Source organism: Streptomyces sp. NPDC059003 (genome assembly GCF_042740445.1).
In the GTDB taxonomy this organism is placed as follows: domain Bacteria; phylum Actinomycetota; class Actinomycetes; order Streptomycetales; family Streptomycetaceae; genus Streptomyces.
Genome location: NZ_JBHYJH010000215.1, coordinates 1 through 12,764, shown reverse-complemented (window position 1 = coordinate 12,764; position 12,764 = coordinate 1). Strand labels below are relative to the sequence as shown.

Genomic DNA, 12,764 nt, shown 5'->3' with positions numbered 1-12,764 from the left:
ACCCGAAGGTGGCCCGGCCCCTGACTTCTACCTGCTCAAGCCCAGTGCGACGTCACCGCTTGTGCTGCGAGTCCGCCACCGTCACCTCGACCCGCTGGAACTCCTTGAGCTCGCTGTAGCCGGTCGTGGCCATCGCGCGGCGCAGGGCGCCGAAGAAGTTCATCGAGCCGTCCGGGATGTGCGAGGGACCCGTGAGGATCTCCTCGGTCGTGCCGACCGTGCCCAGGTCGACCTTCTTGCCGCGCGGCACGTCCTCGTGGACGGCCTCCATGCCCCAGTGGTGACCCTTGCCGGGCGCGTCCGTGGCGCGCGCGAGCGGCGAGCCCATCATCACGGCGTCCGCGCCGCAGGCGATGGCCTTCGGCAGGTCGCCGGACCAGCCCACGCCGCCGTCGGCGATGACGTGGACGTAGCGGCCGCCGGACTCGTCCATGTAGTCACGGCGCGCGGCCGCGACGTCGGCCACGGCGGTGGCCATGGGCACCTGGATGCCGAGGACGTTGCGCGTGGTGTGCGCGGCGCCGCCGCCGAAGCCGACGAGGACACCGGCCGCGCCCGTGCGCATCAGGTGCAGGGCGGCGGTGTACGTGGCGCAGCCGCCGACGATCACCGGGACGTCCAGCTCGTAGATGAACTGCTTCAGGTTCAGCGGCTCGGCGGCACCGGAGACGTGCTCGGCCGACACCGTCGTCCCGCGGATCACGAAGATGTCGACGCCCGCGTCCACGACGGCCTTGGAGAACTGCGCGGTGCGCTGCGGCGAGAGCGCGGCGGCGGTGACGACGCCGGAGTCGCGCACCTCCTTGATGCGCTGCCCGATCAGCTCCTCCTTGATGGGGGCCGCGTAGATCTCCTGGAGGCGGCGGGTCGCCGCCTCGGCGGGCAGCTCACCGATCTCGTCGAGCAGCGGCTGCGGGTCCTCGTACCGCGTCCACAGGCCTTCGAGGTTCAGGACGCCGAGGCCGCCGAGCTCGCCGATGCGGATCGCGGTCGACGGCGACACCACGGAGTCCATGGGAGCCGCGAGGAAGGGCAGCTCGAAGCGGTAGGCGTCGATCTGCCAGGCGATCGAGACCTCCTTCGGGTCGCGGGTGCGCCGACTCGGTACGACGGCGATGTCGTCGAAGGCGTACGCCCGGCGGCCGCGCTTGCCGCGCCCGATCTCGATCTCAGTCACGTGTGTGGCCCTTCAGCTTTCCTACGGCACTACGGCTCTCCATGTGCCGTTCCAGTATCCCCGACACACGCGCGTGGGGGCGGCCCAGGATTCCGGGCCGCCCCCACGCGCGCGTGGCCGCTACTTGTTGCGGCTGTAGTTCGGTGCCTCGACCGTCATCTGGATGTCGTGCGGGTGGCTCTCCTTGAGGCCCGCGGACGTGATCCGTACGAATCGGCCATTGGCCTGGAGCTCGGGCACCGTGCGCCCGCCCACGTAGAACATCGACTGGCGCAGACCGCCCACCAGCTGGTGCACGACCGCCGACAGCGGACCGCGGTAGGGCACCTGGCCCTCGATGCCCTCGGGGACCAGCTTCTCGTCGGAGGCGACGCCCTCCTGGAAGTAGCGGTCCTTGGAGAAGGACTTCTGCTCGCCGCGCGACTGCATGGCGCCCAGGGAGCCCATGCCGCGGTACGACTTGAACTGCTTGCCGTTGATGAAGAGCAGCTCGCCGGGGGACTCCTCGCAGCCCGCGAGCAGGGAGCCGAGCATCACCGTGTCGGCGCCCGCGACCAGGGCCTTCGCGATGTCGCCCGAGTACTGCAGGCCGCCGTCGCCGATCACCGGGACACCGGCTTCCTTGGCGGCGAGCGACGCTTCGTAGATGGCCGTTACCTGCGGTACGCCGATGCCGGCGACGACGCGGGTCGTGCAGATGGAGCCGGGGCCGACGCCGACCTTGATGCCGTCGACACCGGAGTCGATGAGGGCCTGGGCGCCGTCCCGCGTGGCGATGTTGCCGCCGATGACGTCGACGCCGCTGGAGTTCGACTTGATCTTGGCGACCATGTCGCCGACGAGCCGGGAGTGGCCGTGCGCGGTGTCGACGACGATGAAGTCGACGCCCGCCTCGATCAGCGCCTGGGCGCGGTCGAAGGCGTCACCGGCGACGCCGACGGCGGCACCGACGATGAGGCGGCCCTCGGCGTCCTTGGCGGCGTTCGGGTACTTCTCGGCCTTCACGAAGTCCTTGACCGTGATCAGGCCCTTGAGGACGCCGCTGTCGTCGACCAGCGGCAGCTTCTCGATCTTGTGGCGGCGAAGGAGCTCCATGGCGTCCACACCGCTGATCCCGACCTTGCCGGTGACCAGCGGCATCGGCGTCATGACCTCGCGCACCTGGCGCGAGCGGTCGCTCTCGAAGGCCATGTCGCGGTTGGTGACGATGCCGAGCAGCTTGCCCGCCGGGTCGGTGACCGGGACGCCGCTGATGCGGAACTTGGCGCAGATCGCGTCGGCCTCGGCGAGCGTGGCGTCCGGGTGCACCGTGATGGGGTCCGTCACCATGCCGGACTCGGAGCGCTTGACCAGGTCGACCTGGTTGGCCTGGTCGGCGATGGAGAGGTTGCGGTGCAGCACGCCGACGCCGCCCTGCCGCGCCATGGCGATGGCCATGCGGGACTCGGTGACCTTGTCCATCGCGGCGGAGAGCAGCGGGATGTTCACCCGCACGTTCTTCGAGATGTACGAGGAGGTGTCGATCTGGTCGGGCGCCATGTCGGACGCGCCCGGCAGCAGCAGCACGTCGTCGTAGGTCAGCCCGAGTGTCGCGAATTTCTCGGGCACTCCGTCGACGTTGGCAGTCATGACACCTTCCCCAATGGCCTTGATCGGTGCGGATGTCCATGCTAACGGGAAGCGGGACTCTCTCATTCCACGATCACGGGCGCCCCGAGGCTTCGTAGATTCCCACAAGCGCGCTCGTGGGCCGCCGCAGATCGGCCTTCGGCCTCGCCCTCAAACGCCGGACGGGCTGAAATCCGAGACCGCTACTGCTCGGCCAGCGCGCGCAGGCGGCTCAGGGCGCGGTGCTGGGCCACCCGGACCGCGCCAGGGGACATGCCCAGCATCTGCCCGGTCTCCTCCGCCGTGAGCCCCACGGCGACCCGCAGCAGCAACAGCTCCCGCTGGTTCTCCGGAAGATTGGCGAGCAGCTTCTTGGCCCACTCCGCGTCGCTGCTGAGCAGCGCCCGCTCCTCGGGCCCGAGCGAGTCGTCGGGCCGCTCGGGCATCTCGTCGGACGGCACCGCGGTGGAACCGGGGTGCCGCATCGCGGCGCGCTGCAGGTCGGCGACCTTGTGCGCGGCGATGGCGAAGACGAAGGCCTCGAAGGGCCGCCCGGTGTCCCGGTAGCGCGGCAGCGCGAGCAGGACCGCGACGCACACTTCCTGCGCGAGGTCCTCCACGAAGTGCCGCGCGTCACCCGGCAGTCGGGAGAGGCGGGTGCGGCAGTAGCGCAGCGCGAGCGGGTGGACGTGGGCCAGGAGGTCGTGCGTGGCCTGCTCGTCACCCTCGACGGCGCGAAGGACGAGGGCACCGATCACCGTCGTCTTGTCATCGCGCATCGGTCCATGGTGCCTCGGCGCTGACTGATCCGTGGCACCGCGTCCATAGTTGTGCACCGAAGCGTTATGAGCAGGTGCGCCGAAACTCATCCCCCGCGCCCTCCCCTTCCGCTCGGCCGACTCGTCCCCAAGGAACTCCACACCTCAAGGATGCGGCATCGGCGGCGAAGCGCCACAAGCCGCTCCTGAGCGGGGGGTGTCGGCGGCCCTCCGTGGCCCCGCCCGCCGCACGGCGGGCGGGGATCGCCGTTCCCCCGCGACAGGCCACTTAGCGGACCAGGCCCCAGCGGAAGCCGAGCGCCACCGCGTGTGCGCGGTCCGACGCGCCGAGCTTCTTGAACAGGCGCCTGGCGTGCGTCTTCACCGTGTCCTCGGAGAGGAAGAGCTCGCGCCCGATCTCCGCGTTGGACCGGCCGTGGCTCATGCCTTCGAGGACCTGGATCTCACGCGCGGTGAGCGTGGGCGCGGCGCCCATCTCGGCCGAGCGCAGGCGGCGCGGGGCGAGCCGCCAGGTCGGGTCGGCGAGGGCCTGTGTGACGGTCGCGCGCAGCTCGGCGCGCGAGGCGTCCTTGTGCAGATAGCCCCGGGCGCCCGCGGCGACGGCGAGCGCCACGCCGTCCAGGTCCTCGGCGACCGTGAGCATGATGATCCGTGCCCCCGGGTCGGCGGAGAGCAGCCGCCGCACGGTCTCGACGCCGCCCAGTCCGGGCATGCGTACGTCCATCAGGATCAGGTCCGAGCGATCGGCGCCCCAGCGGCGGAGGACTTCCTCGCCGTTGGCCGCTGTCGTCACGCGCTCGACGCCGGGCACGGTCGCGACCGCGCGGCGGAGCGCCTCTCGGGCGAGCGGGGAGTCGTCGCAGACGAGGACGGATGTCATGGCCGTCCTCCGCAGCTGATGCGCGTCACCTTGAGCCTCCAGGCTGGTACAAGTCGTCACCTGTGCGGTTGACGCTCTCGGACACCTGCCCGAGCGCTTGTTGTTTCAACCGCCTCCGCACTCTCAACGACGGTCACTCGAAAGAGTTACGGGTCAGGCAGCCACCTTCGGCACTCTACGTGAGGGGACGGACACGGCACAGGCGGCACGGGCCAGTACGCCGCCCATCGAGCCCTATGCCCCATTTAGCGGCTTTTCTTCCCTTTTGCCGGTGTCTGTGGCTAGATTCGCAATGAGTCATATTTTCATCTCCTTAGATAGTCGATGTACGGTCATGAGCGTCGCTTCCATGTGATCCATGTCATCTCAGTACGGTTACCAACGGCCACAGGAGACAAGCAATGGCAGATTTCTCCCGCCTCCCCGGACCGAACGCAGATCTGTGGGACTGGCAGCTCCTCGCGGCCTGCCGTGGGGTGGACAGCTCGCTCTTCTTCCACCCGGAGGGCGAGCGCGGCGCGGCGCGCAGTGCGCGCGAGAACTCGGCCAAGGAGGTCTGCATGCGGTGCCCGGTGCGCGCGGAGTGCGCCGCGCACGCGCTCGCGGTGCGCGAGCCGTACGGCGTGTGGGGCGGCCTCACCGAGGACGAACGGGAGGAGCTGATGGGGCGTGCGCGCAATCGCCTGGTGACGGCGGCGGGCACGGGCGGATCGCCTTCCTGAAGGAACGTTTCTCCTGCGGTGGCGCCGGAGGCGCCGGAAAACCCCGCGCGGGAGAGACGCGTCAGCGCGCGGCGGCCCGCGCCAAGTGGTCGAGCGTCGCCGCGACAGCCGGTACCTGCGCCAGATCCGGCAACGTCAGCGCGACGATCTCGCGGCGCACGGCCGGCTCCACCGTCACCGCGCGGGCGCCCTTCGGACGGACCGACTCCAGGGCGAGCTCCGGCAGCACCGCCACGCCGAGGCCCGCGCCGACCAGGCCGATCACCGCGGGGTAGTCGTCCGTGGCGAAGTCGATCCGAGGCGTGAAGCCCGCGCTCTCGCAGACCTCGACCAGCTGGCGGCGGCAGCGCGGGCAGCCCGCGATCCAGGACTCGTCGGCGAGCTCGCCGATGGTGACGCTGTCCTCCTTGGCGAGCCGGTGCCCCTCCGGTACGAGCCCGGCGAGCCGGTCGCTGAGCAGCGGGCGCACGACCAGGTCGTCCCACTCGTCCGGGGCGGCGGCGCCCTCGTGCCGCGCGCCCTCGTACCGGAAGGCGAGCGCCACGTCGCAGTCGCCCGCGCGCAGCATCTCCACCGAGCGGGGCGGCTCCGCCTCCTCCAGGGAGACACGGGTGCCGGGGTGGGCGGCGCGCAGGGCCGCGAGCGCGCCCGGCACCAGGGTCGAGGAACCGCTGGGGAAGGAGACGAGCCGCACCCGGCCCGCGCGCAGGCCCGCGATCGCGGCCACCTCCTCCTCGGCGGCGGTGAGCCCGGCGAGGATGCCCGCGGCGTGCCGGACCAGGGCCTCGCCCGCCTGCGTCAGCCGCATCTCGCGGCCCGTGCGGATGAGCAGCGGCGTGCCCGCCGACGCCTCGAGGGCCTTCATCTGCTGGCTGACCGCGGGCTGCGTACAGCCGAGCTCGCGGGCCGCCGCCGAGAAGGAGCCGGTGGCGGCGACGGCGCGCAGGACACGGAGATGACGGGCCTCGATCATGAACCGAGCATAAGCGACCCTTGGGTGCGATGCACAATATTGCGTAGCTGCTTTGAGCACGCTCGGCATAGCCTGACCGGATGAAGCTTCTCTCCGTGAATGTGGGCCGCCCCAAGTCCGTCCCGTACACCAGCGCCCCCGGCGGCCGCACCGGGATCGACAAACAGCCGACGGACGGGCCCGTTCGGGTGGCCGCTCCCGGCCCCAAGGGGACCGGCGGCAGCGGCCTCGCCGGAGACACGATCTGCGACCTGCGCAACCACGGCGGGAACGACCAGGCGGTGTACGCCTTCGCGCGCGAGGACCTCGACGAGTGGGGCCGCCGCCTCGGCCGCGCGCTCCCCAACGGCGTCTTCGGCGAGAACCTGACGACGACCGGCGTCGACGTGAACGGCGCGAAGATCGGCGAGCGCTGGCGCGTCGGCGCGGACCTCCTGCTCGAAGTCACCTCGTCCCGCATCCCCTGCCGCACGTTCCAGGGCCACCTGGACCAGCAGGGCTGGATCAGGGAGTTCACGCAGGCGGTGCTGCCCGGCGCCTATCTGCGGGTGCTCGAACCCGGCGAGATCCAGGCGGGCGACGCCGTCGAGATCGTGCACAGGCCCGACCACGACGTCACCGTCGCGCTGCAGTTCAGGGCCTCGACGCTGGAGCGGGAGCTGCTGCCGTCCCTGCTGGCGGCGGGCGACGCCCTGCACCCCGAGGCGACCCGGAAGGCCCTCAAGTACCTGGCGCAGCAAGGCGGCTGACGCCCCACCACCCCCATCTGACGCCTCATCGCCCGGCCCCCGGACCGGCCGGGCCCGGCTCGTGGCGCGCGGCGGTCCCGCGCGTCACTAGCCTTGGTCCATGACTACGGCTCTCATCACGGGTTCGACCGCGGGCATCGGCGCCGCCTTCGCGCGGCGTCTCGCCGCCGACGGCCACAACCTCGTCCTGGTGGCACGCGACACCGAGCGGATGAAGGAACAGGCGACCGAGCTGCACGACCGGCACCGCGTGGAGGTGGAGGTCCTCACCGCGGACCTCGCCACGGACGACGGCATCGCGGCCGTCGAGGAGCGGCTCGGCCGCCGCAGGGACCCGGTCGACCTGCTGGTCAACAACGCCGGATTCGCCAACAAGGGCCGCTACTTGGAGGTCACGCTCGCCGACGAGCTCACCATGCTGAAGGTGCACTGCGAGGCCGTCCTCCGGCTGACGTCGGCGGCGACGGAACAGATGCGGGAGCGGGGGCGCGGCGGCGTCGTCAACGTCGCGTCGATCGCGGCATTCGTGCCGCGCGGCACGTACGGGGCGTCCAAGGCGTGGATCGCCCAGTTCACCCAGGGCGCGGCGCGTGACCTCGCCGGGTCCGGGGTGCGGCTGATGGCGCTGTGCCCCGGCTTCGTACGTACGGAGTTCCACGAGCGGGCCGGGATGGGCACCGACAACATCCCCAACTGGATGTGGCTCGACGCGGACCGCCTCGTGGCCACGGCCCTCACGGACCTCGCCCGCGGCAAGACCCTCTCGGTGCCGGATCCGCGCTACAAGGCACTGATGGGCGTGGTGAAGCTGACGCCGCGAGCCCTCCTCGGCGGAGTCACGTCCCGAACGGGACGCAAGTACGGCCCGCAGTAAAGCGCCCCGAAGGGGCGCGGGGAACTGCGCGAGGACGGACCACGACCCGCGGTCGGCCGCGAAGCGCAACCCGGCAGACGCCCCGCCGCAAACACGGAGGCCCGGCACCCCGCGACGGGATGCCGGGCCTCCGGCTGGTCCTACCTCAGGTCACGCTCAGTGAGCGTGACCGTGCCCGTGGCTGTGACCGGCCTCGGCCTCCTCCTCCGCCGGCTTCTCGACGACCAGGGTCTCGGTCGTGAGCAGCAGCGAAGCGATGGACGCGGCGTTCTCCAGGGCGGAGCGCGTGACCTTCACCGGGTCGATGACGCCGGCCTTGACCAGGTCGACGTACTCGCCGGTCGCGGCGTTGAAGCCGAAGCCCTTGTCGAGCTCCGCCACCTTGGAGGTGATGACGTAGCCCTCGAGGCCGGCGTTCTCGGCGATCCAGCGCAGCGGCTCGACGGCGGCCTTGCGGACGACGGAGACGCCGGTGGCCTCGTCGCCGGTCTTGTCGAGGTTGCCCTCGAGGACCTTGACGGCGTGGACGAGCGCGGAGCCACCACCGGAGACGATGCCCTCCTCGACCGCGGCGCGGGTCGCGGAGATGGCGTCCTCCAGACGGTGCTTCTTCTCCTTGAGCTCGACCTCGGTCGCGGCGCCGACCTTGATGACGCACACGCCGCCGGCCAGCTTCGCGAGGCGCTCCTGGAGCTTCTCGCGGTCCCAGTCGGAGTCCGTGGCCTCGATCTCGGCCTTGATCTGGGCGACGCGGCCCTCGACGTCACCGGCGTTGCCGCCGCCGTCGACGATCGTGGTGTCGTCCTTGGTGATCGTCACGCGGCGGGCGGAGCCGAGCACGTCCAGGCCGACCTGGTCGAGCTTGAGGCCGACCTCCTCGGCGATGACGGTGCCGCCCGTGAGGGTGGCCATGTCGCCGAGCATCGCCTTGCGGCGGTCGCCGAAGCCGGGGGCCTTGACGGCCACCGCGTTGAACGTACCGCGGATCTTGTTCACGACGAGGGTGGAGAGGGCCTCGCCCTCGACGTCCTCGGCGATGATCAGGAGCGGCTTCGAGGAGCCGGCCTGGATGACCTTCTCCAGGAGCGGCAGCAGGTCCTGGATGGAGGAGATCTTGCCCTGGTGGATGAGGATGTACGGGTCCTCCAGGACGGCCTCCATGCGCTCCTGGTCCGTCACGAAGTACGGCGACAGGTAGCCCTTGTCGAAGGCCATGCCCTCGGTGAAGTCCAGCTCGAGACCGAAGGTGTTGGACTCCTCGACGGTGATGACACCGTCCTTGCCGACCTTGTCCATCGCCTCGGCGATGAGCTCGCCGACCTGCTGGTCCTGGGCGGAGAGCCCGGCCACGGCGGCGATGTCGGACTTGTCGTCGATCGGGCGCGCGGTGGCGAGCAGGTCGTCGGAGACGGCCTTGACCGCGGCGTCGATGCCCTTCTTCAGGGCGGCCGGGGAGGCGCCGGCGGCGACGTTGCGCAGGCCTTCCTTGACGAGGGCCTGGGCGAGCACGGTGGCGGTGGTGGTGCCGTCACCAGCGATGTCGTTGGTCTTGGTCGCCACCTCCTTCACCAGCTGGGCACCGAGGTTCTCGTACGGGTCCTCGACCTCGACCTCGCGGGCGATGGTGACACCGTCGTTGGTGATGGTGGGGGCGCCGAACTTCTTGTCGATGACGACGTTGCGGCCCTTGGGGCCGATCGTCACCTTGACCGTGTCGGCAAGCTTGTTGACGCCGCGCTCGAGGGCGCGACGGGCGTCCTCGTCGAACTTCAGGATCTTCGCCATGGGAGCGTTTCAGCCCTCTCGGAAACTCGTATGAACGAACTGCGCCCCTTGCCGCCCGGCAATCAGCGGGGTGACCAGGGGCGCAGCACGAAGCAAATCTGCTGGGTGAAGCAGGCGACTACTTCTTGATCACTTCTCGATGATCGCGAGCACGTCGCGGGCGGAGAGCACCAGGTACTCGTCGCCGTTGTACTTCACCTCGGTGCCGCCGTACTTGCTGTAGAGCACGACGTCGCCGACCTTCACGTCGAGCGGAAGGCGCTCGCCGTTCTCGAAACGGCCCGGGCCCACGGCGAGGACGGCGCCCTCCTGGGGCTTCTCCTTCGCGGTGTCCGGGATAACCAGGCCAGAGGCCGTGGTCTGCTCGGCGTCGAGCGGCTGGACCACGATGCGGTCCTCGAGCGGCTTGATGGCAACCTTGGAGCTGGCGGTCGTCACGATCCGACCTCCCCCTTCGGAGATCTCGCGGGGTTAACTGATCTAGAGGTGGCGACCAGGTCGATCCGTCGTCGCGGGTGCCGGACCTGCCCGTCGCTTCTGGCACTCTCCAGGTGGGAGTGCCAGGCCCGAGACTAGGACGGCGATTAGCACTCGGTCAAGCGGAGTGCCAATTGGCTGCCGCCGGCTCAGGGGGAATCGGTGCTCCGCACCAGGGGGTGGGCCTCTTTTCGGCAACGCTCCGCGTTGGGGGAGGGTTCCGCGCGGGGCGCGGGGGTTTCTGGGCTCCGCCCTGATTCCGGTTGCCCGGCGCGTGGGGCTGTGCCCACCCGTTCCGCCATGCGGAACGACTGCCCACAGCCGGGTGGCGACATCTTTTCGGCCGCCTTCCGCCCGAGCCTCTCGATCGGGTCCACCGATTGGGCGCAGCCCGTCAGGAGGATCAAGAAGGCTGCGGCGGCGAGGGCCCTCACAGGTAGTCCTCCAGGCGGGCCACCGCGTAGCCCCTCTCTGTGATCGTCTTCATGACCGTGCGGACCATGTCGGGCATGGTGCCCTTCCAGTCCCCGCGGCCCCGGAAGTGCGTGAGGACGATGTCGCCGGGGTGCAGGTCACGGTCCCATTCGCGCCATTCCATGTGGTCGGCGTAGGCCTCGGACGCCCACAGCGGCACCGCCTTGATCCCGCAGGACTTCGCGGCGCGCAGGGTGTCGCGGTTGTAGTTGCCGTACGGCGGCCGGAACAGCTCGGGCCGCTTGCCGTAGCGCCGTTCGATGGTGTCCTGCATGCCGCAGATCTCGCGCCGCTGCGCCTCGTAGGAGAGCCCGGGCAGATAGCGGTGGTTGAGGGTGTGGTTGTTCAGTACGACGCCACGGTCCCGCATCCCCTTGAAGTATCCGTAGTCCTCCTTGACGAGGTAGTCGCTGAGGAACGCGGTGTACGGGATCTTCAGTTCGGTCATCATCCGCAGGAACGCCGGGTCCTTCTCGGCCCCGTCGTCGACGGTCAGGAAGACGACCTTCTCCTTGGTGGGGACGGTGGTGAACACGGGCGGGAGCTCCGCCTGCCCCTTGACCTCGAAGCCCTTGCGGGTGGTGAGGACCGGCTTGGCGGCGGGCGCGGCGGGCGCCGTCAGGGGCACCCTGGCCAGGCCCCAGCGCTTCGCGGCGGCGGCCCGCGCGGCCTGGCTCGCGCGCAGCTCATGGGCGTACTCCCGCAGGGCCTGGGCGGGCGGCGCGAGGCGGGGCTGCTGGCCGTGGGCGGCGTTCGCCCCCGAGCGGGCCTCCTCGGCGTCCGACGCGCACCCGGAGGCGACGGCGGCGAGGGCGAGCCCGCCGGCCACCGCGCAGGCCCGCTTCTGCCGCTTACGCGTCCGCTTACGTGTCCGCTTTCCTGCTGATTCCGCAGTTTGTCGTACTAGTCGCATGGCGCCGGATCCTCGCAGTTCAGGGCCCTGCCGAGGGGCCGACACCGCCGCCGGACGCGCACCTTCCACCGACTGGCCCACAATGGGCCGGTGAACGCTCCGCAAGACCCGCACACCGCACGCGACGCCTTCGCCGCGCTCCTCACCGACGAGGGCCGCGCCCTGCTCGACGAGGTGCGCGACGTCGAACCGGCCAACGAGCTCGCGGTCGCCACCCGGCTGCGCCGCGACCACCCGGCCGGGCTGGTCTCGGCCGCGCTCGGGCAGGCCCGTCTGCGGCAGCGCGCGGTGGCGAAGTTCGGCGCCGAGGACGCCGCGCGCATGTTCTTCACGCCGAACGGCGTCGAGCAGTCCACGCGCACGACCGTGGCGACGTACCGGGCCCGGCGCTTGCAGGACCTCGGCGTCCGCCGCGTCGCCGACCTGTGCTGCGGCATCGGCGGCGACGCGATCGCTCTGGCGCGCGCCGGGATCGCCGTGCTCGCCGTCGACCGTGACCCGCTGACCTGCGCGGTCGCGCGCGCCAACGCCCGCGCCCTCGGTCTGGAGGATCTGATCGAGGTCCGCGAGGCCGATGTGACGGAGGTGGACACTCAGGCGTACGACGCGGTCTTCGTGGACCCCGCCCGGCGTGGTGGGCGCGGCCGGATCTTCGACCCCGAGGCGTACTCGCCGCCCCTGTCCTGGGCCGTCGCCGCCGCCCGCAAGGCGCCGCTCGCCGCCCTGAAGATCGCGCCCGGCATTCCGCACGACGCCGTGCCCGGCGAGGCGGAGGCCGAGTGGATCTCGGACGGCGGGGACGTGAAGGAGGCCGTGCTGTGGTTCGGCACGGACGCGGGTGGTTCGCACCGGGCGACGCTGCTGCCGTCGGGCGCCACGTTGTGCGCCGCGCGCGCCGCGATGCCGGCCGATCCGGCCGTCCGGGCCGTCGGCCGCTACCTGTACGAGCCCGACGGGGCCGTCATCCGGGCCCATCTGGTCGCCGACGTGGCCGCCCTCGTGGAGGGCGGGCTCATCGACGAGACCATCGCGTACGTCACGTCCGATGTCGCGCGGGAGGTGGCGTACGCCAGTGCGTACGAGATCACTGATCAGATGCCGTTCAATGTGAAGAAGTTGAAGGCGTTGCTTCGGGAGCGGGGGGTGGGGGTTCTGACGGTGAAGAAGCGGGGGTCGGCGGTGGAGCCGGAGGAACTCCGCCGGAAGGTCAAGCCCCAGGGCTCCGGTTCCGCCACGGTCTTCCTCACGCGGGTCGCGGGGGCACCGACGATGCTCCTGGGCCACCCGCTGTAGTCGGTCCTTCGCGGGGCGCCCCAGACCCGCCCCTTTACCCAAAACCAGGGGGCTCCGCCC

12 protein-coding genes are annotated in these 12,764 nt (G+C 70.8%); 4 read left to right on the top strand and 8 right to left on the bottom strand.

Going from position 1 to position 12,764, the window contains the following annotated elements:
• Nucleotides 1-52: 52 nt before the first annotated feature.
• The 4 genes from ACFWZ5_RS40525 to ACFWZ5_RS40510 form a co-directional block, all read right to left on the bottom strand.
• Entirely contained in the window at nt 53-1,177 is a 1,125-nt protein-coding gene (locus ACFWZ5_RS40525; RefSeq protein ID WP_384806979.1) for a GuaB3 family IMP dehydrogenase-related protein, read from the bottom strand.
• 120 nt (nt 1,178-1,297) lie between these two features.
• Nucleotides 1,298-2,806, bottom strand: coding sequence for an IMP dehydrogenase (gene guaB / locus ACFWZ5_RS40520; protein ID WP_384892243.1), 1,509 nt, complete (start codon nt 2,804-2,806; stop codon nt 1,298-1,300).
• 182 nt (nt 2,807-2,988) lie between these two features.
• Nucleotides 2,989-3,564, bottom strand: coding sequence for a sigma-70 family RNA polymerase sigma factor (locus ACFWZ5_RS40515; protein ID WP_016642708.1), 576 nt, complete (start codon nt 3,562-3,564; stop codon nt 2,989-2,991).
• A gap of 268 nt (nt 3,565-3,832) precedes the next feature.
• Nucleotides 3,833-4,444 carry a response regulator transcription factor gene (locus ACFWZ5_RS40510; protein ID WP_003948568.1) on the bottom strand — a complete coding sequence of 204 codons (612 nt, stop codon included), beginning with the start codon at nt 4,442-4,444 and terminating at the stop codon, nt 3,833-3,835.
• A gap of 401 nt (nt 4,445-4,845) precedes the next feature.
• Here ACFWZ5_RS40510 and ACFWZ5_RS40505 point away from each other — a divergent pair, with 401 nt between their 5' ends.
• Complete coding sequence (locus ACFWZ5_RS40505) at nt 4,846-5,166, top strand: WhiB family transcriptional regulator (RefSeq protein ID WP_384805878.1); 321 nt, start codon at nt 4,846-4,848, stop codon at nt 5,164-5,166.
• Between the two features lie 61 nt (nt 5,167-5,227).
• On the opposite strand, the gene ACFWZ5_RS40500 is transcribed toward ACFWZ5_RS40505, so the two are convergent.
• On the bottom strand, nt 5,228-6,139 hold the full coding sequence (locus ACFWZ5_RS40500; RefSeq protein ID WP_384805876.1) for a LysR family transcriptional regulator: 912 nt from the start codon (nt 6,137-6,139) through the stop codon (nt 5,228-5,230).
• A gap of 80 nt (nt 6,140-6,219) precedes the next feature.
• Between ACFWZ5_RS40500 and ACFWZ5_RS40495 the strand changes: the two genes are divergently transcribed.
• Both ACFWZ5_RS40495 and ACFWZ5_RS40490 read left to right on the top strand, forming a co-directional pair.
• Entirely contained in the window at nt 6,220-6,888 is a 669-nt protein-coding gene (locus tag ACFWZ5_RS40495) for an MOSC domain-containing protein (RefSeq protein ID WP_384805874.1), read from the top strand.
• 100 nt (nt 6,889-6,988) lie between these two features.
• Entirely contained in the window at nt 6,989-7,762 is a 774-nt protein-coding gene (locus ACFWZ5_RS40490; RefSeq protein ID WP_384892239.1) for an SDR family NAD(P)-dependent oxidoreductase, read from the top strand.
• A 156-nt stretch (nt 7,763-7,918) separates the two neighbouring features.
• Here the strand turns inward: ACFWZ5_RS40490 and groL are convergent, their stop codons facing one another.
• The 3 genes from groL to ACFWZ5_RS40475 all read right to left on the bottom strand — a co-directional run bounded on the left by groL (nt 7,919) and on the right by ACFWZ5_RS40475 (nt 11,411).
• Nucleotides 7,919-9,547 (bottom strand): chaperonin GroEL, encoded by a 1,629-nt coding sequence (gene groL, locus ACFWZ5_RS40485; protein WP_384806048.1) that lies wholly within the window; start codon nt 9,545-9,547, stop codon nt 7,919-7,921.
• Between the two features lie 129 nt (nt 9,548-9,676).
• The gene (groES, locus tag ACFWZ5_RS40480; protein WP_004955293.1) at nt 9,677-9,985 is read right to left on the bottom strand and encodes a co-chaperone GroES; all 309 of its coding nucleotides are present in this window, start codon (nt 9,983-9,985) and stop codon (nt 9,677-9,679) included.
• 469 nt (nt 9,986-10,454) lie between these two features.
• Entirely contained in the window at nt 10,455-11,411 is a 957-nt protein-coding gene (locus ACFWZ5_RS40475) for a polysaccharide deacetylase family protein (RefSeq protein ID WP_384806046.1), read from the bottom strand.
• A gap of 90 nt (nt 11,412-11,501) precedes the next feature.
• On the opposite strand from ACFWZ5_RS40475, the gene ACFWZ5_RS40470 reads away from it, so the two are divergent.
• The gene (locus ACFWZ5_RS40470; protein WP_384806044.1) at nt 11,502-12,704 is read left to right on the top strand and encodes a methyltransferase domain-containing protein; all 1,203 of its coding nucleotides are present in this window, start codon (nt 11,502-11,504) and stop codon (nt 12,702-12,704) included.
• Nucleotides 12,705-12,764: the final 60 nt, after the last annotated feature.